Here is a 25,786-nt window from a genome sequence, read left to right on the forward strand (position 1 = left end):
GCCGCCGTCCGCCCCCCGGACACCGCTGACACGAAGACGAGGAGAAGAGCGATGAGCGACATTCTGAAGAAGCTCTCGGACGAGGGCGTCTCGATCTGGCTGGACGACATCAGCCGGGAGCGGCTGCGGACGGGCAACCTGGCGGAGCTCGTCAAGGACAAGCACGTCGTCGGCGTCACCTCCAACCCGACGATCTTCGCGAAGGCGCTGAGCAAGGGGAACGCCTACGACGACCAGGTCCGCGACCTGGCCCTGCTCGGCGTGGACGTCGAGGAGGCGTCCCGCGCGATCACCACCTACGACATCCGCTGGGGCTGCGACGTGCTGCGCCCGGTCTACGACCGGACCGACGGCGTTGACGGCCGGGTGTCGATCGAGGTCGACCCGCGCCTGGCGAAGGACACGGACAAGACGGTCGCCGAGGCGCGCATGCTCTGGTGGCTCGTCGACCGGCCGAACCTCTTCATCAAGATCCCGGCGACGCAGGAGGGCCTGTCGGCGATCACGCGGACGCTGGCCCAGGGCATCAGCGTGAACGTCACGCTGATCTTCTCGCTGGAGCGCTACGGCGCGGTCATCGACGCGTTCTTCGCCGGGCTGGAGCAGGCCCGCGAGAACGGCCACGACCTGTCGAAGATCGCCTCGGTGGCGTCGTTCTTCGTCAGCCGGGTCGACACCGAGATCGACAAGCGGCTCGACAAGATCGGCTCGGACGAGGCGAAGAAGCTGCGCTCCAAGGCGGGGCTCGCCAACGCCCGGCTCGCGTACGCGCTGTACGAGGAGAAGTTCGGCACCGGCCGGTGGAAGGCGCTGAAGGACGCCGGGGCCCGTCCCCAGCGGCCGCTGTGGGCCTCGACCGGGGTGAAGGACCCGAACCTCAACGACACCCTGTACGTGGACGAGCTGGTCGCGCCGGGCACCGTCAACACGATGCCGGAGGCGACGCTGGTGGCCGAGGCCGACCACGGCCAGGTCCGCGGCGACACCGTCCGCGCCTCCTATGACGACGCCCGCGCGCACATGGCGGCGCTGAAGGACGCCGGCGTCGACTACGACGACGTCGTGCGCGTCCTGGAGGACGAGGGCGTCGAGAAGTTCGCCGCCTCCTGGAAGGGCATGCTCGACTCCATCACCGGCGAGCTGGAGGCCAAGGCGGCCGGCGCGTGACCTCGGTGGTGACCGCCGGGGGGATCTCGGTCACCATCCGCGGCGCCGTCGTCGACGAGGGCGAGACGGTCCTGGACCGTCTCGTCTCCGACGGCGTGCCGGGCTCGCTGGCGTCCCGCAGCGCCAAGCTGTGGGGGCCGGACGCGGTCCCGCTCGCCGCCCGCCGGCTCGGCTGGCTCGACCTGCCGGAGACCTCGCGGTCGCTCCCGGACCGGCTCGCCGGCCCGCTGGGCGAGGCGCGCGGCACCGGCCTCGACCGGATCGTGCTGGCCGCCGCAGGGGGCGCGGCGCTCGCCGCCGAGGCGATCTGCCGGACGGCCGGCGCCGAGCTGACCGTCCTCGACACCACCGACCCGCACGAGGTGTCGGGCGTGCTGGCCGGAGACCTGGCCCGGACGCTCGTCGTCGTGGTGGGCGAGAGCATCGAGGCGGAGTCGCTGCGCCGGGTGTTCGGGCGCGCGTTCTCCGAGGCCGGGCTGGGCGGCGCCGAGCTGGCGCGCCGGTTCGTCGCGGTCGCCGAGGAGGGGTCCGGCCTCGCGCGCGCCGCGGAGGACGTCGGCCACCACCTCGTCCTGGCCGAACCCGACGCCGACGACCGGTTCGGCGCGCTCGGCGCCCGCTCCCTGGTGCCGGCGGTGCTCGCCGGCGTGGACGTGGCGGGCCTGCTGGACGAGGCGTCGCGGCTGTCCGCGGCGCTGCGGCAGCCCTACGACAACCCGGCGCTGGCGCTCGGCGCGGCGCTCGGCTCCTCGGCGCTCGGCGCCCGCGACAAGCTGGTGATCGCCGACCACGGCTCGGGCCTCGCGGGCGTGGGCCGCTGGGCGGAGCAGCTCGTCGCCGGGGCGCTCGGCAAGGACGGCAAGGGCCTGCTCCCGGTCGTGGTGGAGAGCGTCGACGCGCCCGGCTTCGAGCTGGCGGGCGACCTGCGGCGGGTCATCCTCGGCCGCCGCCCGGACGAGCCGGGCCCCGGCCGCGAGGCGGGGGTGAGCGTCGCCGGCCCGCTCGGCGCGCAGTTCCTGCTGTGGGAGTACGCGGTCGCGGTGGCGGCCCGGGTGATCGGCGTGAACCCGTTCGACGAGCCCGACACCGAGCAGTCGCGGGCGAGCACGGCCGCGCTGCTGCGGTCGGAGGAGGGCACGGCGCCGACGGTCGTCCGGCGGCCGCCGGAGCTGGTCGAGGGCGCGGTCGAGGTGCACGCGAAGGAGGACGCGCTGCGCGGCGCGCGGACGCTGACCGAGGCGCTGGAGGCGGTCCTCGCCGACGTCCCCGACTGCGGCTACCTCGCGGTGCTCGCCTACCTGGACCGCTCCGGGGACGCGGCGGCGGCCGGGCTGCGCCCGCTGCTGGCCGCGCGCGGCGCCGCGGTGCGCAGGAGCCCGGCCCCGGTCACGTTCGGGTGGGGGCCGCGCTACCTGCACACGGCCGGGCAGTACCACAAGGGCGGGCCGCTGAACGGGGCGTTCCTGCAGATCACCGGTGCCGTGACCGGCGACGTGCCGGTGCCGGGGCGGCCCTACAGCCTGGGCGAGCTGCAGCTCGCGCAGGCGTACGGCGACCTGCGGGTGCTGCGCGCGCTGGGCGGCCCCGCCGTCCGGCTGCACCTGCGCGACCGCGCCGAGGGGCTCGCGCAGCTCGCCGCGGCGCTCGCCTGACCGGCCTGCCCGGACGCACCGCGACCGGACGGATCCGGAACGCGACCCAAGAAGATCAATGGAGATGGTCGCGAATGCCCGTTCTCTCCTGAAACGATGGGGGGCAGGAGGGAACGGTGTCCGGATTCGACGTATTGACGCGCGGTGACGTGCTGGACTCGGCGCTGCAGGCGAGGGACTACCTCGTGAGCTGCGGCGTCCCCGGCGCCCTGGCCGCCAAGGACCCGCGGCTGTGGGGGCGGCGCGCGGTGGACCACAGCCGGCTCGGCTGGCTCGACCTGCCGTTCGCCTCCCGCGGGCTGCTGAACCAGGTGAACGGGTTGGTGTCGGAGGCGCGCTACTCGGGCCTCGACCACATCGTGCTGATCGGGGTCGGCGCGGAGAGCCTCGCCGCGCAGGCGATCATGGAGGCGCACGCGCCGGCGCTGGCCGGCGCCGGCGGCCCGGGCGCCGAGGCCGGCGGCGAGCGGACGGCCGGCGAGCTGACCGTGCTGGACGGCGGCGACACCGCCGCGCTGGCGTACGCGATGGAGCGGCTCGACCGGACCCTGGTGGTCCTCGCCAGCAAGGCGGGCGTGTCGCTGGAGGGCGACGCCTACCGGCGGATCTTCGCCGAGGCGTTCCGGGAGCGGGGCCTGTCGGAGCGGGAGATCGCGGGCCGGTTCCTGGTCATCACCGACCACGGCAGCCCCCTGCACGACTTCGCCCGGCAGTGCGGCTACCGGATCGGGCTGACCGACCCCTACCTGCCGGGGCACTACGGCGCGCTGTCGGCGTACGGGCTCGTCCCGGCGGTGCTGGCGGGCGCGGACGCCGACCGGCTGCTGGACGAGGCGGCGTCGCTGGTGCCGTCGCTGTCCAAGGACGAGGACAACCCCGGGCTGCTGCTCGGCGCGGTCATCGGCGGCTGCGCGCAGCAGGAGCCGGGCGGGCTCGCCCGCGACAAGGTGCTGCTGCGCGAGCCCGGCGGGCCGGGCGCGCTCAGCGCGTGGATCTCCCAGCTCCTCGCGGTCGGCACCGGCAAGCGGGGCCGCGGCGTGCTGGCGTTCGAGCCGCCCGGCGCGCGCGGCGGGTTCCCCGACGTGCACGGCGTGTCGATCAACCCGAAGTCGGCGGCGCAGGACGACTCCGACACCTCGGTGTGGGCGCCGCTCGGCGCGCAGTTCCTGCTGTGGGAGTACGCGACGGCGGTCGCCGGGTGGCTGCTCGGCGTGAACCCGTTCGAGGCGGGCAGCACGGTCGTGCAGGAGGCCGAGGACGACGCGGCGGCGCTGCTGCGCACCGCGTCCTCCGGCTCGCTGACGGCGGAGCGGCCGGTGTACGTCGAGGACGGCATCGAGGTGCACGCCGACTTCCCGTGGCCGCCCGGCGCCGAGCTGCAGACCGTCCTCGGCGGGCTGGTCGCCTCGGTCCCGAGCGACGGCTACCTGTCGGTGATGACGTACCTGTCGGGCGACTTCTCCGGCCGCTACCTGGCGCCGTCGCTGTCGCGCGGGTCGGGCCGCCCCGTCGCCTACGGGCCGGGGCCCGGCTACCCGCACGCGACCGGCCCGGTGCACAAGGACGGCCCCGGCAACGGCGCGTTCCTCATCATCACCGGCGACCCGGCGCCGGGCGACGCGCTCGCCGCCCATCCCGTCCCCGGCCGCCCCTACAGCCTGGCGCAACTGCGGCTGGCGCGGGCCCTCGGGGAGCTGCGGGCGCTGCGCGAGCGCCGACTGCCGGTGATCCGGCTGCACCTGCGCGACCCGATCGAGGGCGCGGGGAGACTGACCGAGGCGGTCCGCGCGGTGGCGGGGGCGCGCAGGCCGTGAGCTTCACCGCCGTCGTCTCGGGGGAGACGGCCATCACGGCCCGCGGGCCGCTCAAGGAGGCCGCGGAGCGCGTCCTCGGCCGGCTGTGGATCGACCAGGTCCCGGTCCGGCTCGCCTCCGAGGACCCCTCGCTGTGGCCCTCGGCCGCCACGGCGGAGGCGGAGGGCCGGCCGCTGTGCTGGCCCGGCCAGCCCGGCCCCGGCCGCGCCGTCCTGGACCGTGCCGAAGAGCTGCGCGGGCACGTCCGCGGCGGCGGCCCGGCGGAGGTCGTGCTGCTCGGCGGCGGGCCGGCCGCCCGCGCCGCCGCGCTGATCGCCGCCGCGGACGGCGTCCCGCTCACCGTCCTGGACGGGCCGGAGCCCGGCCCGCTGCTGCGCCTGCGCGACGACGAGGACCGGCTCGGCCGGACCGTGGTCGTGGCCGCCGGCGACGACCCGGGCACCGAGACGCTCCGCCGGGTGCTCGCCGGGATGCTCGCGGACGCCGGCCTCTCCCCCGCCGAGGCCGCCCGCCGGATCGTCGCTGTCGCCGAGCCGCGCGCCGCGGCGGCCAAGCACGCGGCCGAGGCGGGGCACCCGCTCGTCGAGGCCCCGGCCGCGACCGCGTTCGGGGCGCTGTCCCCCTACGCGCTGGTGCCCGCCGTCCTCGCCGGCGCCGACGTCCGGACGCTGCTGGGCGGGGCCGCCGCGGTGCTGCCCGCGCTGACCCGGCCGGAGAACAACCCCGGCCTCGTCCTCGGCGCGATCCTCGGCGGGGCCGCCCGCGCCGGGCGCCGGACGGTGGTGCTCGGCGGCCGCCCGCCGGGCCTGCCGGGCATCGCGCGCTGGGCGGCGGCGCTGCTGGAGGAGGCGACCGGCGGCCGGCTCGTCCCGGTCGTCCAGGACGGCGGCCTCCCCCTGACCCCGGCCGGCGACCTGTTCCTCGTGACGTTCGGCGGGCGCCCGCACCAGGACGACGCCACCGTCGCCGGGCCGCTCGCCGCCCAGCTGGTGGTGTGGGAGTACGCCGCCGCCGTCGCGGCCTACCTGCTGGAGGCCGACCCGCTCGCGCCCGCCGCCCGTCCCGCGCCGATGACGCTGGACGACGGCGCCGGCGAGCCGCTGTTCGCCGACGGCGACCACGGCCGGGCGGTCGAGGCGCACACGACCGTGCCGGAGTTGGCCGGCGCGTCCGGGCTGACCGCGCTGCTGGACGGGCTCACCCGCGGCATCGGCCCGGACGAGCACCTCGAGCTCGTCGCCTACCTGGATCCCGACGAGTCCCGCGGGCAGGGCGCGCAGGTGCGCCGGCTGGCCGCGCTGCTCGCCGCGCGCTGCGGCCGGCCGGTGCGCACCGGCTGGGGCGCCCGGCCCGCCGCGGCCGGGAATGATCGAACCGGCGGGTGCGTATACCTGTTGGTGACCGGGAACGCCGACCGCGACGTGCCGGTCCCGGGCCGGCACCACCGGCTGGGCATGCTGCAGCTCGCGCGGGCGCTCGGGGACGCCCGCGACGCGCGCGCGGCGGGCCGCCCGGTGGTGCGGCTGCACCTGCAGAACCGCTGGGCGGGGCTCGCCCGGCTGCTCGATGCGGCCAGAGGCGTGCGATGACGCGCGTGCCCGCGATTCGGGCCCGCGGGACGAGTTGGGGCAGGATGCTTGAAGCAGTGAGACGAGAAGGCGCAGTCCGACCAGAGGGGGCCACGTGACCAACCCAGCCAATCCGCTCCGCGATCCGCGGGACAAGCGCCTGCCGCGGGTGGCCGGGCCGTGCGTACTCGTGCTGTTCGGGGTCACCGGCGACCTGTCCCGCAAGAAGCTGCTCCCCGCGATCTACGACCTGGCGAACCGGGGGCTGCTGCCGCCGGGCTTCTCGCTGGTGGGCTTCGCCCGCCGCGACTGGGAGAACGAGGACTTCCGGCAGATCGCCTACGAGTCGGTCAAGGCGCACGCGCGCACCCCGTTCCGCGAGGACGTCTGGACGCACCTGTCGGAGGGCATGCACTTCGTCCCCGGCGAGTTCTCCGACCCGGGCGCGTTCGACGCGCTGTCGATGGCGGTCAAGGAGCTGGACGAGAGCCGCGGCACCGGCGGCAACTATGCCTTCTACCTGTCGATCCCGCCGAAGTTCTTCCCGCAGGTCGTCGAGCAGCTGCAGCGCAGCGGCCTCGCCGACCGCAAGGAGGGCGCCTGGCGCCGGGTCGTGATCGAGAAGCCGTTCGGCCGCGACCTGAGGACCGCGGTGGAGCTGAACGACACCGTGCACCGCGTCTTCCCCGAGGAGTCGATCTTCCGGATCGACCACTACCTCGGCAAGGAGACCGTGCAGAACATCCTGGCGCTGCGGTTCGCCAACACGATGTTCGAGCCCATCTGGAACCGCTCGTTCGTCGACCACGTGCAGATCACGATGGCCGAGGACATCGGGATCGGCGGCCGGGCCGGCTACTACGACGGCATAGGCGCCGCCCGCGACGTCATCCAGAACCACCTGCTGCAGCTGCTCGCGCTGACCGCGATGGAGGAGCCGACGTCGTTCCGCGCGGAGGCCGTCCGCGCCGAGAAGGCCAAGATCCTCTCGTCGGTGCGGGTGCCCGGCGACATCGCCCAGTCCACCGCGCGCGGGCAGTACGCCGCGGGCTGGCAGGGCGGCGTGAACGTCAAGGGCTACCTGGAGGAGGACGGCATCCCGGCCGACTCCCGCACCGAGACCTACGCCGCGATCAAGCTGGAGATCCAGAACCGCCGCTGGGCGGGCGTCCCGTTCTACCTGCGCACCGGCAAGCGGCTCAGCCGTCGCGTGACCGAGGTCGCGATGGTGTTCCAGAAGGCGCCGCACCTGCCGTTCTCGGAGACCGACACCGAGGAGCTCGGGCAGAACGCCCTGGTGATGCGGGTGCAGCCGGACGAGGGCATCACGGTCCGGTTCGGCTCGAAGGTGCCCGGCACCTCGATGGAGATCCGCGACGTCAACATGGACTTCGCCTACGGCGAGTCGTTCACCGAGACCTCCCCCGAGGCCTATGAGCGGCTGCTGCTGGACGTGCTGATCGGCGACCCCCCGCTGTTCCCCCGGCAGGAGGAGGTCGAGCTGTCCTGGCGGATCCTCGACCCGATCACCGAGTACTGGGCGTCCCGCAGCGGGCTCGACCAGTACAAGTCCGGCGGCTACGGGCCCGCCAGCGCCGACGAGCTGATGGCGCGGGACGGGCGCACCTGGAGGCGGCTCTAATGAACATCGATCTCACCGGAACCACCACCCGCAAGATCCAGGACGCGCTGACGCAGTCCCGGCATCTGATGGGCGGCCCGGCCGTCGGCATGGTGCTCACCCTGATCATCGTGACCGACGAGTCGGCGCAGTACGACGCGGTCCGCGCCGCGACCGAGGCGGCGCGCGAGCACCCGTGCCGGGTGCTGACCGTCATCTCCCGCGACCCGCGCGGCGGCTCGTCCCGGCTGGACGCCGAGATCCGGATGGGCGAGACCGGCCCCGGCGAGACGGTGCTGCTGCGCATGTACGGGCCGCTCGCCGAGCACGCCGACTCCGTCGTCGTCCCGCTCCTCATGCCGGACACGCCGGTCGTGACGTGGTGGCCGGGCGGCAAGGTGCCGAAGGTGCCGGCCGAGGACCCGCTGGGCGCGCTCGCGCAGCGCCGCGTCACCGACGCCTACGCGGCCCGCGACCGGCTCGGCACCCTCGCCCAGCTCGCGCGGGGCTACCGGCCGGGCGACACCGACTTCACCTGGACGCGGCTGACCTCGTGGCGGTCGCTGCTGGCCGCCGCGCTCGACCAGGACCACGACGACATCGTGTCCGGCGAGGTCGCCGCCGAGCCGGACAGCCCGAGCGCGGAGCTGCTGGCCGCGTGGCTGTCGATCCGGCTGGGCGTGCCGATGCAGCGGACCGTGTCGGAGGGGCCGGGCCTCACCGGCGTCCGGCTGACGACGACCAGCGGCGACATCCAGATCCACCGCCCGGACGGGCGGGTCGCGACGCTGTGCCGGCCGGGGCAGCCCGACCGGCAGGTGTCGCTGCTGCGCCGCCCGATGCCCGAGCTGCTGGCCGAGGAGCTGCGGCGCCTCGACCCCGACGAGGTCTACCGCGACGCCGCCGCCCGGTTCGCCAAGGACCTCGCGCACGGCACGGCGGCGCCCGGCGTCGCGAGCGAGCCGGTGTCGGCGACCGCCGAGGCGGCGGCGACCGAGCCCGCCGAGCAGCACGTCGACGAGCGGCGGGGGGACGCGTGAGCGCCCCCGAGGTCCTGATCCACCGCGACCAGGAGCTGCTCGCCGACGCCGCCGCCGCGCGGCTGGTGACCCGGCTCGCCGACGCGCAGGCGGCGCGCGGCTCCGCGTCGGTCGTGCTGACCGGCGGCGGCGTCGGCACGGCCGTGCTGGCCGCGCTCGCCGCCGCCGGCGCGCGCGACGCGATCGACTGGGGCCGCCTGGACGTGTGGTGGGGCGACGAGCGGTTCCTCCCCGCCGGCGACGCCGAGCGCAACGAGACCGGGGCGCGGGCGGCGCTGCTCGACCACGTCCCGGTCGACCCGGCGCGGGTGCACCCGATGGCCCCCTCGGACGGCCCGGACGGCGACGACCCGGAGGCGGCGGCGGAGCGGTACGCCGCCGAGCTGCGCGCCGCCGCGGGCCCGGACGGCGGCCCCGTCCCGGCGTTCGACGTGCTGATGCTCGGCATGGGCCCGGACGCGCACGTCGCGTCGCTGTTCCCGGGCCTGCCGGCGCTGCGCGACGAGCGCCCGGTGGCGGCGGTGCACGACTCCCCCAAGCCGCCGCCGACCCGGATCTCGCTGACGTTCCCGTCGCTGCGCGCGGCGCGCGAGGTGTGGGTGCTGGCCGCCGGCGGGTCGAAGGCGGACGCCGTCCGCCTCGGCCTGGGCGGCACGGACCCCGAGAAGGCCCCGGTCGCCGGTGCCCGCGGCCGCGAGCGCACCCTGTTCCTCCTGGACACCGCCGCCGCGTCCCAATTGCCCGGCTGAGAGAACACCGAAGAGTGGCCTTGGTTCCGCATGCCTCGCGCTGAACCGCGCATAACCTGAGCACGTGGATATCTTGTGCACCCCTTGATCGGGGCATGACCCGCCGGCGCGGGTCGAGCAGGCGAGCGTGAGGAGTTCTCCAGTGCTCAAGGGTCGGACCGGGACGGCGGGCGCGGCGCTCGCGGGGGCGGTGCTCATCGCCGCCGCGGGCTGCTCGTCCGGCGGCGACGGCGGCGGCAAGGGCGGGGACGGCGGCGCCAAGGCCGCGGACGCGGTGAAGCTGGCGATCACGCCGGCCACCGGGACGCGGCAGGCGGCGCCCGACAAGCCGGTCACCGTCACCGCCGACAACGGCAGGCTGACCAGCGTGACCCTCACCTACGGCACGAGGAACGCCGAGGCGGCGGGCACGCTGGCGGCCGACGGGAAGTCGTGGAAGTCGTCGTGGACGCTGCGTCCGTCGACGACGTACACGGTCACCGCGAAGGGCACCGGCGAGGGCGGCAAGGAGGTCACCGCGACCTCCACGTTCACGACGCTGAAGCCGGCGAAGAAGCTGACGTCCGGCATGTCGCCGCTGGACGGCGAGACCGTCGGCGTGGGCATGCCGGTGCAGCTGCTGCTGTCCCGGCCGGTGAGCACCAAGGCCGGGAAGATCGCGGTCGAGAAGGCCCTCGAGGTCCGCATGTCCAAGCCGGTCGAGGGCGCCTGGTACTGGATCAGCGACAAGGAGGTCGACTTCCGGCCCCGCGACTACTGGCCGTCCGGTCAGAAGGTGAAGGTCATCGCGCACCTGGCGGGGCTGAAGGTCGGCGAGGGCGTCTACGGGACGAAGGACCGCAGCGCGAGCTTCACCGTGGGCCCGCGGCACATCACCACGATCGACGCCAAGAGGCACCGGGCGACGGTGACCGACGGCGGCAGGACCGTGCGGACGATGAAGGTCAGCCTCGGCAAGCCCGGCCACGACAGCTACAGCGGAACCATGATCGCCCAGGAGAAGGCGAAGGACATCATCATGGACTCCGCGACCACCGGCGACCCCGGCGAGTACCGGATCCCGACCAAGTGGAACGTCCGCCTCACCTACAGCGGGACGTTCGTCCACTCGGCGCCGTGGTCGACCGACGCGCAGGGCAACGACAACGTCAGCCACGGGTGCGTGAACGCCTCCCCGTCGGACGCCAAGTGGTTCTTCGACTTCACCAACCGGGGCGACATCGTGAAGGTGACCGGGACGTCGCGCGAGCTTCAGTTCGGCAACGGCCCGACGCCGTGGGCGAAGTCGTGGGAGGGCTGGCTGGCGGGCAGCGCCACCGGCGAGCCGGTGACGGGACTGCCGCTGACGTGACCCGGCTCGCGCGCCCCGGGCCGTGTGCGGCGCGCGATCAAGGGCAGACTGGGAGCCATGCAGAAGCTCTCCTTGGACGCACTGGTACGGGACCATCTGAAGCGCGCGGCGGCCGGCTCGACGGGGCGCAGCGCCGACACCGTCTACGGCGGGCATGAGCACGTCCTGCGCCAGACGCTCGTGGCGCTGACGGCGGGCACGTCGCTGTCGGAGCACGAGAACCCCGGCGAGGCGACCATCCACGTCCTGCACGGCCGGGTCCGGCTGGTGGCCGGGGAGCACCACTGGGACGGGGTGTCGGGCGACCTGCTGATCGTCCCCGACGCGCGGCACAGCCTGGAGGCGCTGGAGGACGCGGCGGTCCTGCTCACCGTCGCCAAGGTCGGCTGAGCCGCGCGGCCGGGGAGGTCAGTCGTGCCGCAGGTGCGCGTGGCAGGCGCCGGGTTCGGCGAACGGCTCCAGCCGGTCGGCCTCTACCGGGGCGTCCAGCTCCTTCAGCGCGCCCTGCATGAGGCCGAGGTGGACGTCGCACACCAGCGGCCCGTACTCCTCGGCGAGCTCCAGGAACGGGCAGTGCCGCAGCCGGATGAGGTCGCCGTCGGGCCGGGGGGCGAAGTCCAGGTCGTCGAGCAGGGCGGTGAGCCGGTCGGTCGCCTCCGCGCCGGTCAGCCGCTGGAACGGCGGCGGCCGGTCGACGAGGAAGCGGCCCCACTCGCGGCCCGCCTGCGCGGCGCTCTCGCGGGCGGTGGGCCCCTCCGAGGCCAGCCGGCTGAGCAGGATCTGCGCGAGCAGCCGGTAGCCGCGGGCGCCGCCGCGGTCCATGCCGGGGCGCGGGGTGTAGACGGTGCGGGGGCGGCCGGGGCCGGTCGGCCGCTCGGCCGTCCGCTCGACGGTGCCCTCGGCGGTCAGGGCGTCCAGGTGGAACCGGGCGGTGTTGGCGTGCACGCCGAGCCGCTCGGCGACCTCGGCGACGCCGAGCGGGCCGCCGGCGTCGCGCAGGATGTCGAGGACCTCCTGGCGGCGGGAACGTTCGGTGGACATGCCGCTCATCCCTCCCCCGCCGGCGGCTGGGCCGCGATCAGCGGATGGTCGCGGTCCTGCGCGCCCAGCTTGGACGCCCCGCCCGGCGAGCCGAGGTCGTCGAAGAACTCAGCGTTCGCCTTGGTGTAGGCGGTCCAGCGCTCCGGCAGGTCGTCCTCGAAGTAGATCGCCTCGACGGGGCACACCGGCTCGCAGGCGCCGCAGTCGACGCACTCGTCCGGGTGGATGTAGAGGGCGCGGGGGCCCTCGTAGATGCAGTCGACCGGGCACTCGTCGACGCAGGCGAGGTCCTTGACGTCGACGCAGGGCTCGGCGATCACGTAGGTCACGGGCGCTCCTCCTGGCCGGCCATGTTTCTAACAGTGTCACATGTAATAATAATTGAACAGGGACAGGAAGGGGTGACCATGCCAGACGTCTTCATCCAGGCGACCGAGACCGACCCCGCCGTCCGGGCCGCGGCCGTCGTCCGCCACATCCACGACCGGCTGCGCAACCGGCTGGCCTCACTGGCCGACCACGAGCCCGGCATCGTGGCCGGGTTCTGCGCCGGCGAGCTGCGCCGTCACCTCGCCGCCGCCGACGAGGCACTCTACGCCCCGGCGGCGGGCGCCCCCGAGACCCGGCTGCTCATCCGGGCGATGCGCACCACCGCCGCCGAGATCGAGCGGCGCATCGGCGTGCTCGACCCGTCCGGCGACCCGGCCGCGTTCGCCCGCAACATCGGGTCGGTGCTCGCCGTCCACCTCGCCGTGGAGGAGACCGTCCTGCTGCCGGCCCTCGCCGAGCTGCCCGGCGCCGACCTCGGCCTGCTGGTCGCCGACCTGCAGACGCTGCTGGACGGCGGGCGCCTGGAGCGTCCCGACGTCATCGACGTGCGCGAGATCCCGCGCGGGCAGAAGCACCCGCGCATCTTCGCACGGTTCTCCCGGCTGGCGCCCGGCGAGTCGTTCGCGCTGGTCAACAACCACGACCCGAAGCACCTGCGGCGCGAGTTCGAGGCCGCCCACCCCGGCGCGTTCACCTGGGAGTACGAGGAGACCGGCCCGGAGGTCTGGCGCCTGCGCATCGGCCGCCCCGCCTGACTCCCCCGAGTCGGGCCGCGGGAGCGGCCGGCCCGCCGTCGCCGTCGGCGCGCCGGCGTTCCGGCACCTGCCAGGCCGCCGCTGAAGGTCCTCCGGCATGCCGACCAAAGTCGACGGCTCCGATACCTGCGGCCACTGGCCCGGGCGGACGGCGCGGCTACCGTTGGACGCGTGGACCTCTTCCGGCGATCTCGGCGCGAATGGCTCGGCGACCTCGGCGCCACCGGCGCCGCGCTGCTGCTCGGCTGGGTGCTGCTCCAGGGGACCGTGGAGGACCTGCCCGCCGGCGAGACGATCTCGATCCCCCGGGACATGATGATCGGCGGGATCACCTGCGTCCTCCTCCTGCTGTTCCGGCGCCGGTACCCGGTGGGCCTCGCGGTGGTGATGATCTTCGCGCAGTGGGCGGCGACGTCGGCGCTCGGCACGGCCGCGATCGCGATGTACTCGCTGGCGATGCTGCGCCCCTGGCGGATCGCGGTGCCGGTCGCCGGGGCGAGCCTGGCGCTGATCATCGCGCTGTTCTGGGTGCTGTCGGCCGAGCCGGACTTCCGCGAGGGCACCGTCGTCTTCGCGCTGCTCTACGCGGTGCTGATCACGACGGGCATGCTCGTCCGGTCGCAGCGGCAGCTCATCGCGTCGCTGCGGGAGCGGGCCCGCGCCGCCGAGACCGAGCAGCGGCTGCGGGTCGAGGAGGCGCGGCTGCTGGAGCGCGAGCGGATCGCGCGGGAGATGCACGACGTCCTCGCGCACCGGATCTCACTGCTGACCGTGCACGCGGGCGCGCTGGAGTTCCGCCCGGACGCGCCCGCCGACCAGCGCGAGGCCGCCGGGATCATCCGGCAGAGCGCCTACGAGGCCATGGAGGACCTGCGCGAGGTGATCGGCGTGCTGCGGGCCGACGCGCCGGGCACCGACCCGGAGCGCCCGCAGCCCACGCTCGCGGACGTGCCTGCGCTGGTCCGGGAGTCGCGGCGGGCCGGCGGGCGGATCACGCTGGAGGAGGACGTCCCCGACCCCGGCCGCATCCCGGCCCGCGTCGGCCGGCACGCGTACCGGATCGTCCAGGAGGGGCTGACGAACGCGCGCAAGCACGCGCCCGGCGCGGACGTGCGGGTCGCCGTCCGCGCGGGGGACGACCTGGACATCGAGATCGTCAACCGGCTGCCGCCCGGCCCGCCCGCCGCGCCGCTGCCCGGCTCCGGCTCCGGGCTCGTCGGGCTCGCCGAGCGGGTCGCGCTGGTCGGCGGGACCCTGGAGCACGGCCGCACCGCCGGGGGGCGCTTCCGGCTGCGCGCCCGGCTGCCGCTCGGCGCCGCGCATGCCGCCGGGAGCGGCGGGAAGGGTGAGGTGCATGGCGAACTCCTCTGACCGGCCCCACCTCGAAGAACTCGACCGCGCCGAGTGCCTGCGCCTGATCTCCGGCGGCAGTGTCGGCCGGGTCGCGTTCGACGACGGGGAGGGGCCCACGGTCATCCCGGTGAACTACGCCCTGGACGGCGACGCCGTGATCTTCCGGACGTCGTCGTCCGGCCGGATGAACCGCAGCCTGCTGACGTCGGTGGTCGGCGGGGAGGTCCGGGCGGCGTTCCAGGTGGACCGGTTCGACGAGGCCGACCGCATGGGGTGGAGCGTGCTGCTGCGCGGCGGGGTGCACCCGCTGTCGGACGAGGAGATCGCGAAGGCCGCCCAGGTCGAGCCGTGGCCGGGCGACAACCGCGACGAGTGGTTCCGGCTGGCGGCGCACGAGGTCAGCGGCCGCCGCCTGCGCCGGCCCTGACCGGCCGTAGGGTGGCGGGATGGACTCACCTCCCGTCCGGGTGCTGATCGTGGACGACGACGCGCTCGTCCGCGCCGGCCTGTCGATGATGCTGGCGAACGCCGGCGACCTGGAGGTGGTCGCGGACGTGGCCGACGGCGCCGAGGTGGTCTCGGCCGTCAACCGGCACGGCCCGGACGTCGTCCTGATGGACATCCGGATGCCCCGGCTGGACGGGCTCGCGGCCACCGAGCTGCTGCGCGCCCGCCGCGACCCGCCCGAGGTCATCGTCCTGACGACGTTCGACACCGACGACCACATCCTGCGGGCGATGCGGGCGGGCGCGAGCGGCTTCCTGCTGAAGCACACCCCGCCGCCGGAGATCATCCGCGCGATCCGGCAGGTCGCGGCGGGCGAGCCGATGATGTCACCGGCGGTGCTGCGCAGGATGATGGCCTACGTGGCCGAGAGCGGCGCCGACCCGCGCCGCGACCGCGCCCGCGAGCTGCTGGCCCGGCTGAGCGACGGGGAGCGCGCCGTCGCCGCCCTCGTCGGCCGCGGCCGGACCAACGGCGAGATCGGCCGCGAGCTGTCGCTCAGCGTCGCCACCGTGAAGGCGTACGTGTCGCGCCTGCTGGCGAAGCTGGACCTGAACAACCGGGTGCAGATCGCGCTGCTCGTCCACGACGCCGCCCTCGACGACTAGCGGCCCGGGGCGCCAGCGGGACGTCCCGGAGCAGCAGCGCCGCCGCGAGGCCGAGCAGCAGCACCGGCAGCGCGGCGGTGAACACGCCGGAGAACGCGTCCGCGAAGGCGGCGGCGACGCCGTCCCGGACGGGTCCGGGCAGGGTGGCGAGGACCTCCGGGCGGACGGCGTCGGCGAACGCGGGCGCCCGCCCGTCCGGGACGCGCCGGACGACCTCCTCGGCGAACCGGTTCGTCATGATCGCGCCGAAGACGGCCATCCCGGCGGCGGTGCCGAGCATCCGGGTCGCGAACACCCCGGAGCTCGCGGCGCCCAGGTCGCGCTGCGGCGCGGCGTTCTGCGCGATCAGCACCACGACCTGCTGGGACAGCCCCGCGCCGAACCCGAGGACCGCCATGTAGCACCCGGCGGTGAGCAGGCTCGTGCCGGCGTCCATCGTCGCCAGCAGCGCGATGCCGGCCAGGCTGACCGCCATGCTCGCGGCCGGGAGCCGGTGGTAGCGGCCGGTGCGGTGGATGCGGCGTCCCGCGCCCATGGAGGCGGCGAGCAGGGCGAGCATCATCGGCAGCAGGAGCAGGCCGGACCTGGTGGCGTCCACTCCCCCGACGACCTGGAAGAACATCGGCAGGTACGTCGCGAGGCCGAAGCCGGTGGCGCCACCGGCGGCCGCGACGACGCAGGCGACGCCGAACGACCGGTCGAGGAACAGCGCCGGCGGGATGACGGGTTCGGCGGCCCTCCGCTCGGCGAGCACCCACACCGCGAACAGGACCGCCGCGCCCGCCGCGAGCGCGAGGACGACCGGCGAGCCCCACGCGTAGCGCGTCCCGGCCCAGCTGGTGAGCAGCGTGAAGCAGGTGACCGCCGCGCCGAGCAGGACGATGCCGGGGTAGTCGATCCGGGGCCGTCCCGCCGGCTCCGGCAGGCGCAGGAACAGCAGGGTCGCCGCGGTGGCCGCGATGCCGAGCGGCATGTTGGCGTAGAACACCCACCGCCAGGACGCGTGGTCGGTGAGGAACCCGCCGACCAGCGGCCCGGCGATGCTGGACACCGCGAAGATCAGCGCGGAGTACCCCTGGTACTTCGCGCGCTCGCGGGGCTCGAACAGGTCGCCGGTGACCGCGAACATCGAGCTCATCAGGCAGCCGGCGGCGGCGCCCTGCACCACCCGGAACGCGATCAGCCAGTCCATGCCCGGCGCCGCGCCGCACGCCGCCGACCCGGCGAGGAACCCGATCAGCCCGGTCAGCAGGACCGGCCGGCGGCCGAACAGGTCGCCGAGGCGGCCCGACAGCGGGACGGTGACGCTGGTGGCCAGCACGTACGCGGTCGACACCCAGGCGATGCGGTCGAGGCCGCCGAGGTCCCCGACGATCGCGGGCAGCGCGGTGCCGAGCACCGTCGCGTCCAGCGAGGACATGAGCCCGGCCAGCATCAGCCCGCCGAACGCCCAGAGCCGCGCGCGGCGGCCCATCGGAACGGTCGCAACCATGTGCACCTCACATTCATATGCCTTAGACAGCTAAATGCTAAGAGCATGCATATGAGATGCGCAAGGCAACTAGACTGGGCGCCATGGGCGAGGAGGCACTCGACTCGGTCGAGCGGAGCATGGTCCGGCTGCGCCGCGGCATGTCCCGGCAGCGGCTCGGCAAGGCCGCGATCCGGGACCACAACCTCCCCGTGGACGTGCAGGTCCTGCACGTCGTGGACGTGGTCGACGAGGGCCCCGACCGCCCCGGCGAGGAGATGAGCGTCGGCCTGGTCGCCGCCCGCCTCGGCGTGGACGCCTCGCGCGGCAGCCGGATCGTCGCCGAGGCGGTCAAGTCCGGCTACGTCCGGCGGGTCGCGTCCCAGGAGGACGGCCGCCGCATCCACCTCGAACTCACCGACGCCGGCCGCCGCGTCGTCGAGGCCACCCGGCGCACCCGCCAGGAGCACTTCGCCAAGGCCATGGGCGACTGGACCCCCGCCGAGCGCGCCGAGTTCGCCCGTCTCCTCGCCCGCTTCGTCCACACCTACGAGGGCTGACGCACGGCCCTGCCGCTCTCCGGCACCTTCGCGGCCATACCGCACGCCGTGGTCGCGGCCCCGTCCCGCGCCCGCCGGGAGTGCGCGCGGCCTCCCGTCCGGGGCTCGGGGCCCGGCGCGCGTCATCCCGTGGTTGCAGGCGGAGGGCGTCCGGATACACCCGGAGTTGCAGGTCGGGGGCGCCAGGCCGGGACGCGCGGCGGACGGTGCGGGGCGGGGCGTCCGTCTAGGCTGGCCGCATGGGTGTCCACCGCGGTCTCGGGGTACCGCACGGCCGGTTCCGGGACGCGGCGCTGGCCGGCGGCGTCCTGCTGGTGGTGGCCGTCAGCAGCCTGAACTCGTTCATCGGCGCGGCCGAGGAGCCGCCGGCGCGGAAGGCCGCCGGCTGGGCGCTGATCGTCCTCACCTGCGGGGCGCTGTACTTCTCCCGCCGGTTCCCGGTCGCCGTCGCGGCCCTCAGCCTCGCGGCCACCGGCGCCTACTACGTCGTCAGCGTCAACGACGGCGGCCTGATGATCGCGCACATCGTCGCGCTGTCCATGGTCGCGGCGCGCGGGCGGCTCCAGGCGGCCGTCGTCCTCGGCGCCCTCACCCTGATCGGGACGGGCGCCGGGACGCTGGCCGGGAACGGCGACGTCAACGCGGTCGCCCTGTTCATGCTGACCGGCTGGGTGGTGGCCGTGGTCGCGCTGGGCGGGGTCTGGCACGGCCGCCTCGCCTACCTGCGGGAGGCCGAGCACCGCGCCGCCGGCGAGGAGCGGCTGCGCATCGCCCGCGAGCTGCACGACGTCGTCGGCCACCACCTGTCGCTCATCAACGTCCAGGCGGGGACGTCGCTGCACCGCTTCCACCGGGACCCGGCGCAGGGCGAGGCGGCCCTCGCGGCGATCAAGGAGTCGAGCCGGGACGCGCTGCGCGACCTGCGCGCGACGCTCGGGATCCTGCGGCGGGCCGGCGAGGAGGCGCCGACCGCGCCCGCGCCCGGCCTGGACGGGATCGGCGAGCTGATCGGGTCCGCGCGGGCGGCGGGGCTGACGGTGCACGGCCGCGTCGCCCGCGCGGCGGACCCGCCGACCGAGGTCGGGCTCGCCGCCTACCGGATCGTCCAGGAGTCGCTGACCAACGTGTCGCGGCACGCGCCCGCCGCGCAGGTCACCGTCAGCGTCGAGGACGGGCCGGGCGAGCTGCGCATCGAGGTGGCCGACAACGGCCCCGGGCAGGGCGCGGGCGCGCCCGGCCACGGCGTAAGGGGCATGCGGCAGCGGGCCCGCGCGCTCGGCGGGGAGCTGACCGCCGGGCCCGGGCCGGACGGCGGCTTCCTCGTCCGGGCGCGGCTGCCGTACCGGGACGGGGCGTCCGGCCGATGATCGAGGTGCTGCTGGCCGACGACCAGGGCCTGGTCCGGGCCGGGTTCCGCTCCATCCTCGACGACGAGGACGACATCACGGTCACCGGCGAGGCCGCCGACGGCGAGCAGGCCGTGGCCGCCTGCCGCGAGCTGCGTCCCGACGTGGCGCTGCTCGACGTGCGGATGCCCCGGATGGACGGCCTGGAGGCCGCCCGGCGCATCACCGCCGACCCGCGCCTGGACGGCGTCCGGGTCGTCATCCTCACCACCTTCGACCTGGACGAGTACGTCTACGGCGCGCTGCGCGCCGGCGCGACCGGCTTCCTGCTGAAGGACACCGAGCCGGCCGAGCTGATCCACGCCGTGCGGGTCGCGGCGCGCGGCGACGCGCTGATCACCCCGTCGGTCACCCGGCGGCTCATCGGCGAGTTCGCCGGACGCGTCGACGTGCCCACCCCCGGGCCCCGGCTGAAGTCCCTGACCGAGCGGGAACGCGAGGTCATGCTCCTCGTCGCCGCCGGGCAGAGCAACGACGAGATCGCCGCCCGGCTGGTGCTGAGCCCGGCCACCGTGAAGTCGCACGTGAGCCGCGTCATGGCGAAGGCGGGCGTCCGCGACCGCGCCCAGCTGGTCGTCCTGGCCTACGAGTCGGGCATGGTCAACCCCCGCTGGATGCGACCGGGGCTGTAGCCGGCGGGCCCCGCCCGCAACTTCCGGGGCGGCCCGGATGCCGACCGCGGGCCGATGCCGGGCGGCATGCCGCGTCCCGACGCTGGAGGCATGAACCTTTCCGGCGCCTTCATCGGGTTCGCCGTCGGCGGGGCCGCGGGCTTCCTGCTGACCGAGACGGTGGGCGCGTTCTTCACCTTCGTGATCGACCGGACGCTCGACGTCGACGGCACCCCCGTGCTGCTCGCCGCGTTCATCGCCGTGCCGATCCTGACCGCCGCCGCCGGCGCCGCGATCGGCGCCCGCTTCACGAACCGAGGTTGACGTGCCCACTCCACCCGCCCCGCCCGCCGGCCGGTTCGGCCGCCTGGCCACCTGGTCGCAGCGCCGCCGCTGGGCCGCGCTCGTCCTGTGGGTCGCGGTCGTCGCCGCGATCACCGTCGGCTCGCAGGCCGCCGGCAGCGCCTACCACAACGACTTCTCGCTGCCCGGGACCGAGTCGCAGGCCGCCGCCGACCTGATGACCGAGCACGGCTCCCGCCAGGCGGGCGCCACCGTCCAGATCGTCGCCGCGGACGAGCACGGACTGGCCGGCGACCGCGACGACATCGGGCGGATGCTCGACCGGGTCCGCGGCCTGCCCGGCGTGACCGGCGTCGGCGAGCTGTCGGTCTCCAAGCCCGGGACCATCGGCTACGCGACCGTCACCCTGGACGGCACGGCCGAGGACGTCCCCAAGGAGCAGGTCACCGAGATCATCGAGACCGCCCGGGGCGCCGCCGGGGACGGGCTGCGCATCGAACTCGGCGGCGACCCGGTGCGCGGCGCCGAGGAGGGCGGGGGCGGCGCGGCCGAGGGCGCGGGGATGCTCGCGGCCCTGGTCGTCCTCGTCCTGCTGTTCGGCTCCCTCGTCGCCGCCGCGCTCCCCCTCGTCACCGCCCTGTTCGCGGTCGGCGGCGCGGTCGGCCTGATCGCGCTCGCCTCGCACGTCTTCACCGTCGCCGACTTCACCCCGCCGATCATGATGCTGATCGGGCTCGGCGTCGGCGTCGACTACGCGCTGCTGATCTTCTACCGGTACCGGCAGGAGCTCCGCGACGGCGCCGGCCCGGCCGCCGCGACCCGCCGCGCGCTGGACGCCGCCGGACGCACCGTCTTCTTCGCCGGCTGCACCGTCATCATCGCCCTGCTCGGCCTCATCGCGCTCGGGCTCGGCTCGCTGCAGGGCGTCGCGCTGGCCGTGGCCCTGACGGTGCTGGTCACGATGGCGGCGTCGCTGACCCTGCTGCCCGCGCTGCTCGGCGTGTTCGGCGGGCGCATCGAGCGCCAGGTCCGCAGGCGGGCGGCGAAGGCGCGGCCCGGCGAGAGCCGCTGGCACCGGCTGGCGTCGGCCGTCCAGCGCCGTCCCGTCGCGGCGCTGCTGGCGGCCGTCGTCGCGCTGCTCGCGCTGTCGGCGCCCGCGCTCCACATGCGCCTGGGCTTCGCGGACGCCGGCAACGACGCGCCGTCCAGCACCAGCCGCCAGGCGTACGACCTGCTCGCCGAGGGGTTCGGTCCCGGCTTCAACGGCCCGCTCGTCATCGTCGCGAAGGGCGACGCCGGCCCGCTCCAGTCGGCCCTGACCCGGACGAAGGGCATCGCCGCCGCGACTCCCCCGATCCCGTCCGAGGACGGCGCGGTCTCCGCCGTGATCGCCTACCCGGCCACGGCGCCGCAGGACGAGGCGACCACCGCCCTCGTCCACGAGCTGCGCGACGAGGTGCTCCCGTCGCTGTCGGCCCGGACCGGCGTCGACTACCTGGTCGGCGGCCCGACCGCGGCGACCCAGGACTTCTCGGACGCCGTGTCGGCGCGCATGCCGCTGTTCGTCGCCGTCGTCGTGGGACTGTCGGCCCTGCTGCTGATGGTGGTGTTCCGGTCGGTGCTGATCCCGGTCAAGGCCGCGCTGCTGAACCTGCTGTCGATCTCCGCCGCCCTCGGCGCGATCACCCTGGTGTTCCAGGACGGCCGGTTCGGCGCGCAGAGCGGCCCCATCGAGGCGTTCATCCCCGTGATGATCTTCGCGATCGTGTTCGGGCTCTCCATGGACTACGAGGTCTTCCTGGTCTCCCGCATCCACGAGGAATGGGAGCGCACGCGGGACCCGTCCCACGCCGTCCGCGAGGGCCTCGCCGCGACCGGCAAGGTCATCACGGCCGCCGCCGCCATCATGATCGTCGTGTTCGCGGCGTTCATCCTGAGCCCGGACCGGATGCTCCAGCAGTTCGGCCTGGGCCTCGCCGTGGCCGTCCTGCTGGACGCGGTGATCATCCGCTGCCTGATCGTCCCGGCCGTCATGCAGCTCCTCGGCAGGCACGCCTGGTGGCTCCCCGCGCCCCTGGCCAGACGGCTCCCGAAGGTCGCCCTGGAACACCCGTGACCGGTGGCCGGGGCCGGTCCACCCGGCCCCGGCCGCCCGCTCGCCGAAGTCGCGCTCAGGCCAGGCGGGAGCGGAGGAGGCAGAACTCGTTGCCCTCCGGGTCCTGCAGGACGACCCAGCTCTCCTCGCCCGTCTGCCCGACGTCCGCGTGCCGCGCCCCCGCGGCCAGCAGCCGCTCGAGCTCGGCGTCCTGGTCGCGGTCGGTCGCGTTGACGTCGAAATGCAGCCGCAGCTTGCCGGCTTTCGGCTCGTCGGTGCGGTCGAACACGAGCGTCGGCTGGAGCCCGCCGCCCCCTTCCGGCGGCCCGATCTCGACCGCCTCCCCGTCGCGGTCGAGCACCTTGAACCCCAAGACCTCGCACCAGAACGCCGCAAGCGCCTCCGGATCCCGGCAGTCAACGACCAGTTCACTGATCCGACAGGCCATTCCCGTTCTCTCCTCCATGCCCCGCCTCGCGGGACGTTCCGTGGGGCCTCATCGCGGACATGCCGCACCCGCCCGGCGGGACGTCCAGGAGCGTGGCCAGACCTGCGAGCCGTTCCGCCGTCGACGGCACCAGCCCCCGATGCGATTTGCACCCAGTGCCGGTGCCGGGAAATTCATCACTCCATGCTAGGCACCGGCACCCGGGACGGCACCGGATGGGGATTGATGTCGAGCCGGTTCTGGTTCACCCTGCGGATATGCGCGGCTCACGGCGGTCGGATGAGGTGGCCGGCTCCTCGCTTTGCTATGAGGCTTCGCCGCCTGTGGGGGTCGCGATCCTCTTCCTGCTTCTGGTGATCGGGGCGCTGGTCACGCTTGCCTCGCCTGCTCTGGACGCGGGGATGCCGCCGTTCTGGCTGAATCTGGCCGCGGCCCTCACCGGCACGCTCGTCATGTCCGTGCCGGGACGGCGGGTCGTGCTGACGGACGGCGGCCGGCTGCTGATCACCGGGTTCGGGCAGCATGTCGACGTCCATGCGAGCCGCATCGTCGCGGTCACCCTTCCGCGAAGGGCGCGCCTCGGGTTCGGGTTCGCGGTGCTCCAGTGGGACGGCGGGAAGGTCCAGGTCTGGCAGACCGTCAAGTACGTGCCCGAACCGCGCTCCAGGTGGTCCTTCAAGCATGTCTCCGGGCGCGGCGGCAAGGACTTCGGTGACCTGGTGTACCGCCTCCGCGTGCACAACCCGGCGCTGGTCATCGAGGGCGTCGAGCCTCCGCCCTGGGCCGTCCCGCCGCCCATACCCCCGTACCCGCCCTGGAGATAGGCCGCGCCGCAGGTGTTCGGCGAGGTCGTGGGCGAGATGGCCGGGCTCCTGTCGACCGGGGTGCTCGGCCCCGGCCAGCCGGCGCGCTACGGGTCGGCCGAGGGGCCGAAGGCACTCGCGGAACCGGGGGCACGGGCCCCGTGGGCACGCTCGCGCTCCCGCTCTGAAGCCCGGCGGTCACCGCCGGGTGAGGCGGATGACCGGGTACTGCCGCTCGGACTTGCTCTGGTACTTGGCGATGCGGGGCTGCGCCTCGGCGATCCGCTGCCACGCCTCTTCGCGCTCGGGGCCGTCGAGCCGCTGCGGCGTCACCGGCACGGCCCCCTCGCCGGGCAGCTCGATCGTCGCCCGGTCGGGGTGGGCCATCAGGTTGTCGAACCAGTCCGGGTTGCGGGTGCCGCCGCCCGAGGCGATGATCAGCCGCGAGTCGTCCTGGTCGGGGAACCACGCCACGGGCGTCTCGCGCGGCTGCCCGCTCCGGCAGCCGACCGTGTTGAGGATCAGCACGTCCATGCCCATGAACGTGCCCCGCCCGTTGCGGACCTTGCGGTTCATGCGGGCGTTCATCCGGTGCTGCATCCACCGCGAGAACGCGCCCGGCGTCCCGGGCCTCCGCCCGCTCTTCTGCCCGTCCTGTGCCATCGGACTACCCCCGGAACTCGTTGACGCGGATCATGTTGCCCGCCGGATCGCGGAACGCGCAGTCGCGGATGCCGTACGGCTGCTCGGTCGGCTCCTGGACGACCTCGGCGCCGCCGCCCTGCAGCCGCTTGAACACGTCGTCGAGGTCGGGGGTCGCCAGGACGATGATGCCGTAGGTGCCCTTGGCCATCATCTCGGCGATGGTGCGGCGCTCGTCGTCGGTGATGCCGGGGTCGGCGGCCGGCGGGGTCAGCACGATGGACGTGCCGGGCTGCCCGGCGGGGCCGACGGTGATCCAGCGCATCGTGCCCTTGCCGACGTCGTTGCGGACCTCGAACCCGAGCGTGTCGCGGTAGAAGGCCAGCGACGCCTCCGGATCGGTGTGCGGGAGAAAGGCCGTGTGAATCGTGAGTTCCATGCCCATCACGCTAGGCGCGGCGCACTGGGCGGCGCTTCTTGATTCCTGACCGGTTCGGCCACCTTTTCCCCAGGGACGCACGGCCCGCACATCACCCGACCACGTCCTCGGGACTGCCCGAGGCCGGGAACCCCTCGCCGGCGCCCCTCGGCGCGGTCTCCTCTGCTCGGGAGGCTGAGCGGCCGGAATGTCCGGCCAGCCTCATCAGCCGCCGCCGGCACGCGGGAACGACCGCGGGCTGCGCGCCGACGCGCGCCGCAACCGTGAGCGCGTGCTGCGGACGGCCCAGCGGCTCTTCGCGAGCGAGGGCTTCGCCGTTCCCCTCGACGCGATCGCCCGCGCGCGGGCGTCGGCCCCGGCACCGTCCACCGCCGCTCCCCCACCAAGGACGCGCTCTACCTGGCCGTCGCGATCGACATGCCGCGGGGGCTGATCGCGGAGGCGGAGGGGCTCGCCGCCGGCGAACTCAGGGGCGTACGCGAATGACGGTCTTGCCCTTGCGACGCTGGGCCGGGTTGAGCGCGGGGACGGCGTCATCGAGGGTCGCGACGGTTCCGATGTGCGTGCGGAGCCGCCCGTCCCGTACCCGTTCGACGATCTCCACCAGCTGGCTCGGAACGGACTCGACGACGAAGTCGACGGCGAGACCGTCGGCAGGGCGGGTCTCCACAGGCCCGACCACCGACACCAGCGTCCCGCCGGGCCGGACGACGGCCGCCGAGCGCCTCTGGACGTCACCGCCGATGACATCGAAGACGACGTCGACCCCTCCGATGTCTTCGATGTCATCGCCGTCGAGGGCGAGGAACTCGTTCGCGCCGAAGTCGAGCGCCGCCTGGCGGTCCGCCGCCCGCCCGGTACCGATGACGTAGGCGCCGAACTCCCGCGCGAGCTGCGTCACCATGGATCCGACCGCGCCGGCGGCGCCGTGCGCGAGGACGCTCTGCCCCGCCTGAAGGCGACCGTGCTGCAACAGGCCCTGCCATGCGGTCAGGCCGGAGATCGGCAAGCTCGCACCCACCGTGAAGTCGACGGCCCCGGGCAGCGGTGCCAGGTTGCGCGCCTCCACGGCCGCGTACTCGGCGAGGGTTCCATCGCGGTGCCAGTCCGTGATCCCGAACACCCGCCTGCCCGGCGAGAGCCCCGTCGTCCCGTAGCCGAGGGAGGCGACCACTCCGGCGAACTCGTGGCCGATGATCGCCGGCACTCGATCGTGCCCGGAGCGATCGACCCACGTCGATGGCCACTCCCACTCCGCCGGGACGAACCCTGACGCATGGACCTCAACAATGACGTCGTTGATCGCCGGCGTCGGCTCAGGCCGCTCCGCCAACTCGATCCCGGCCGCTTCCGCGCCCTGGTCAGTCGCGACTATCGCCTTCATTTCCGCCCCCGTACCCTCATGCCCGCCGGTCTCCGCGCGGGTCTGCGACTCTGTGTTCCCCACTCCAGCGA

Annotated in this window: 26 protein-coding genes; 19 read left to right on the forward strand and 7 right to left on the reverse strand. The window is 74.6% G+C overall.

The window, feature by feature from the left end:
- Window positions 1-51 precede the first annotated feature (51 nt).
- The 9 genes from tal to ABFX46_RS28190 all read left to right on the forward strand — a co-directional run bounded on the left by tal (window position 52) and on the right by ABFX46_RS28190 (window position 11,352).
- Complete coding sequence (gene tal, locus ABFX46_RS28150; protein ID WP_346046678.1) at window positions 52-1,167, forward strand: transaldolase; 1,116 nt, start codon at window positions 52-54, stop codon at window positions 1,165-1,167.
- Complete coding sequence (locus ABFX46_RS28155) at window positions 1,164-2,819, forward strand: glucose-6-phosphate isomerase (protein WP_346046680.1); 1,656 nt, start codon at window positions 1,164-1,166, stop codon at window positions 2,817-2,819. The genes tal and ABFX46_RS28155 overlap by 4 nt, the downstream gene beginning before the upstream one ends.
- 116 nt (window positions 2,820-2,935) lie before the next feature.
- Entirely contained in the window at window positions 2,936-4,633 is a 1,698-nt protein-coding gene (locus tag ABFX46_RS28160; protein ID WP_346046682.1) for a phosphoheptose isomerase, read from the forward strand.
- Window positions 4,630-6,222, forward strand: a complete 1,593-nt coding sequence (locus ABFX46_RS28165; RefSeq protein WP_346046684.1) for a glucose-6-phosphate isomerase — start codon at window positions 4,630-4,632, stop codon at window positions 6,220-6,222. Before ABFX46_RS28160 ends, ABFX46_RS28165 begins: the two co-directional genes overlap by 4 nt.
- Before the next feature lie 94 nt (window positions 6,223-6,316).
- Window positions 6,317-7,843, forward strand: coding sequence for a glucose-6-phosphate dehydrogenase (gene zwf / locus ABFX46_RS28170; RefSeq protein WP_346046686.1), 1,527 nt, complete (start codon window positions 6,317-6,319; stop codon window positions 7,841-7,843).
- A complete protein-coding gene (locus tag ABFX46_RS28175; protein ID WP_346046688.1) occupies window positions 7,843-8,862 on the forward strand; it encodes a glucose-6-phosphate dehydrogenase assembly protein OpcA in 1,020 nt (339 codons plus the stop codon). Before zwf ends, ABFX46_RS28175 begins: the two co-directional genes overlap by 1 nt.
- Window positions 8,859-9,611, forward strand: a complete 753-nt coding sequence (gene pgl, locus ABFX46_RS28180) for a 6-phosphogluconolactonase (protein WP_346046690.1) — start codon at window positions 8,859-8,861, stop codon at window positions 9,609-9,611. Before ABFX46_RS28175 ends, pgl begins: the two co-directional genes overlap by 4 nt.
- 142 nt (window positions 9,612-9,753) lie before the next feature.
- Window positions 9,754-10,962, forward strand: a complete 1,209-nt coding sequence (locus tag ABFX46_RS28185) for a L,D-transpeptidase (protein WP_346046692.1) — start codon at window positions 9,754-9,756, stop codon at window positions 10,960-10,962.
- A gap of 57 nt (window positions 10,963-11,019) precedes the next feature.
- Entirely contained in the window at window positions 11,020-11,352 is a 333-nt protein-coding gene (locus ABFX46_RS28190; protein WP_346046693.1) for a cupin domain-containing protein, read from the forward strand.
- 18 nt (window positions 11,353-11,370) lie between these two features.
- Here ABFX46_RS28190 and ABFX46_RS28195 read toward each other — a convergent pair whose 3' ends face one another.
- Both ABFX46_RS28195 and fdxA read right to left on the reverse strand, forming a co-directional pair.
- Window positions 11,371-12,003, reverse strand: coding sequence for a helix-turn-helix transcriptional regulator (locus ABFX46_RS28195; protein WP_131937459.1), 633 nt, complete (start codon window positions 12,001-12,003; stop codon window positions 11,371-11,373).
- A 5-nt stretch (window positions 12,004-12,008) separates the two neighbouring features.
- Complete coding sequence (gene fdxA, locus ABFX46_RS28200; RefSeq protein ID WP_346046695.1) at window positions 12,009-12,332, reverse strand: ferredoxin; 324 nt, start codon at window positions 12,330-12,332, stop codon at window positions 12,009-12,011.
- A gap of 78 nt (window positions 12,333-12,410) precedes the next feature.
- Here fdxA and ABFX46_RS28205 point away from each other — a divergent pair, with 78 nt between their 5' ends.
- The 4 genes from ABFX46_RS28205 to ABFX46_RS28220 all read left to right on the forward strand — a co-directional run bounded on the left by ABFX46_RS28205 (window position 12,411) and on the right by ABFX46_RS28220 (window position 15,553).
- On the forward strand, window positions 12,411-13,088 hold the full coding sequence (locus ABFX46_RS28205) for a DUF2249 domain-containing protein (RefSeq protein ID WP_346046697.1): 678 nt from the start codon (window positions 12,411-12,413) through the stop codon (window positions 13,086-13,088).
- Window positions 13,089-13,259: 171 nt separating this feature from the next.
- Window positions 13,260-14,459 (forward strand): sensor histidine kinase, encoded by a 1,200-nt coding sequence (locus tag ABFX46_RS28210; RefSeq protein WP_346046699.1) that lies wholly within the window; start codon window positions 13,260-13,262, stop codon window positions 14,457-14,459.
- The gene (locus ABFX46_RS28215; protein WP_346046701.1) at window positions 14,443-14,868 is read left to right on the forward strand and encodes a pyridoxamine 5'-phosphate oxidase family protein; all 426 of its coding nucleotides are present in this window, start codon (window positions 14,443-14,445) and stop codon (window positions 14,866-14,868) included. The genes ABFX46_RS28210 and ABFX46_RS28215 overlap by 17 nt, the downstream gene beginning before the upstream one ends.
- Before the next feature lie 19 nt (window positions 14,869-14,887).
- Window positions 14,888-15,553 (forward strand): response regulator transcription factor, encoded by a 666-nt coding sequence (locus ABFX46_RS28220; protein ID WP_346046703.1) that lies wholly within the window; start codon window positions 14,888-14,890, stop codon window positions 15,551-15,553.
- Here ABFX46_RS28220 and ABFX46_RS28225 read toward each other — a convergent pair.
- The gene (locus ABFX46_RS28225) at window positions 15,444-17,045 is read right to left on the reverse strand and encodes an MDR family MFS transporter (protein WP_346046705.1); all 1,602 of its coding nucleotides are present in this window, start codon (window positions 17,043-17,045) and stop codon (window positions 15,444-15,446) included. The genes ABFX46_RS28220 and ABFX46_RS28225 overlap by 110 nt on opposite strands.
- A gap of 83 nt (window positions 17,046-17,128) precedes the next feature.
- On the opposite strand from ABFX46_RS28225, the gene ABFX46_RS28230 reads away from it, so the two are divergent.
- The 5 genes from ABFX46_RS28230 (at window position 17,129) to ABFX46_RS28250 (ending at window position 22,020) form a co-directional block, all read left to right on the forward strand.
- Window positions 17,129-17,584 (forward strand): MarR family winged helix-turn-helix transcriptional regulator, encoded by a 456-nt coding sequence (locus ABFX46_RS28230; protein ID WP_203596262.1) that lies wholly within the window; start codon window positions 17,129-17,131, stop codon window positions 17,582-17,584.
- Between the two features lie 239 nt (window positions 17,585-17,823).
- Window positions 17,824-18,951, forward strand: coding sequence for a sensor histidine kinase (locus tag ABFX46_RS28235; protein WP_346046707.1), 1,128 nt, complete (start codon window positions 17,824-17,826; stop codon window positions 18,949-18,951).
- Window positions 18,948-19,622, forward strand: coding sequence for a response regulator (locus ABFX46_RS28240; protein ID WP_346046709.1), 675 nt, complete (start codon window positions 18,948-18,950; stop codon window positions 19,620-19,622). Before ABFX46_RS28235 ends, ABFX46_RS28240 begins: the two co-directional genes overlap by 4 nt.
- A gap of 90 nt (window positions 19,623-19,712) precedes the next feature.
- On the forward strand, window positions 19,713-19,925 hold the full coding sequence (locus tag ABFX46_RS28245; protein WP_346046711.1) for a hypothetical protein: 213 nt from the start codon (window positions 19,713-19,715) through the stop codon (window positions 19,923-19,925).
- Between the two features lies 1 nt (window position 19,926).
- Entirely contained in the window at window positions 19,927-22,020 is a 2,094-nt protein-coding gene (locus ABFX46_RS28250) for an MMPL family transporter (RefSeq protein ID WP_346046713.1), read from the forward strand.
- Window positions 22,021-22,075: 55 nt separating this feature from the next.
- On the opposite strand, the gene ABFX46_RS28255 is transcribed toward ABFX46_RS28250, so the two are convergent.
- Window positions 22,076-22,447: a VOC family protein gene (locus tag ABFX46_RS28255; protein ID WP_346046715.1), complete on the reverse strand. Its 372-nt coding sequence runs from the start codon at window positions 22,445-22,447 to the stop codon at window positions 22,076-22,078.
- A 323-nt stretch (window positions 22,448-22,770) separates the two neighbouring features.
- Here ABFX46_RS28255 and ABFX46_RS28260 point away from each other — a divergent pair, with 323 nt between their 5' ends.
- Window positions 22,771-23,271, forward strand: a complete 501-nt coding sequence (locus tag ABFX46_RS28260) for a hypothetical protein (RefSeq protein WP_346046717.1) — start codon at window positions 22,771-22,773, stop codon at window positions 23,269-23,271.
- A gap of 177 nt (window positions 23,272-23,448) precedes the next feature.
- Here the strand turns inward: ABFX46_RS28260 and ABFX46_RS28265 are convergent, their stop codons facing one another.
- The 3 genes from ABFX46_RS28265 to ABFX46_RS28275 form a co-directional block, all read right to left on the reverse strand.
- Window positions 23,449-23,913, reverse strand: coding sequence for a nitroreductase family deazaflavin-dependent oxidoreductase (locus ABFX46_RS28265; protein ID WP_346046719.1), 465 nt, complete (start codon window positions 23,911-23,913; stop codon window positions 23,449-23,451).
- A gap of 4 nt (window positions 23,914-23,917) precedes the next feature.
- Window positions 23,918-24,331 carry a VOC family protein gene (locus tag ABFX46_RS28270; RefSeq protein WP_346046721.1) on the reverse strand — a complete coding sequence of 138 codons (414 nt, stop codon included), beginning with the start codon at window positions 24,329-24,331 and terminating at the stop codon, window positions 23,918-23,920.
- A 466-nt stretch (window positions 24,332-24,797) separates the two neighbouring features.
- Window positions 24,798-25,715: an NADP-dependent oxidoreductase gene (locus tag ABFX46_RS28275; RefSeq protein WP_346046723.1), complete on the reverse strand. Its 918-nt coding sequence runs from the start codon at window positions 25,713-25,715 to the stop codon at window positions 24,798-24,800.
- Window positions 25,716-25,786: the final 71 nt, after the last annotated feature.

The organism is Actinomadura chokoriensis, from assembly GCF_039529475.1.
In the GTDB taxonomy this organism is placed as follows: domain Bacteria; phylum Actinomycetota; class Actinomycetes; order Streptosporangiales; family Streptosporangiaceae; genus Spirillospora; species Spirillospora bangladeshensis.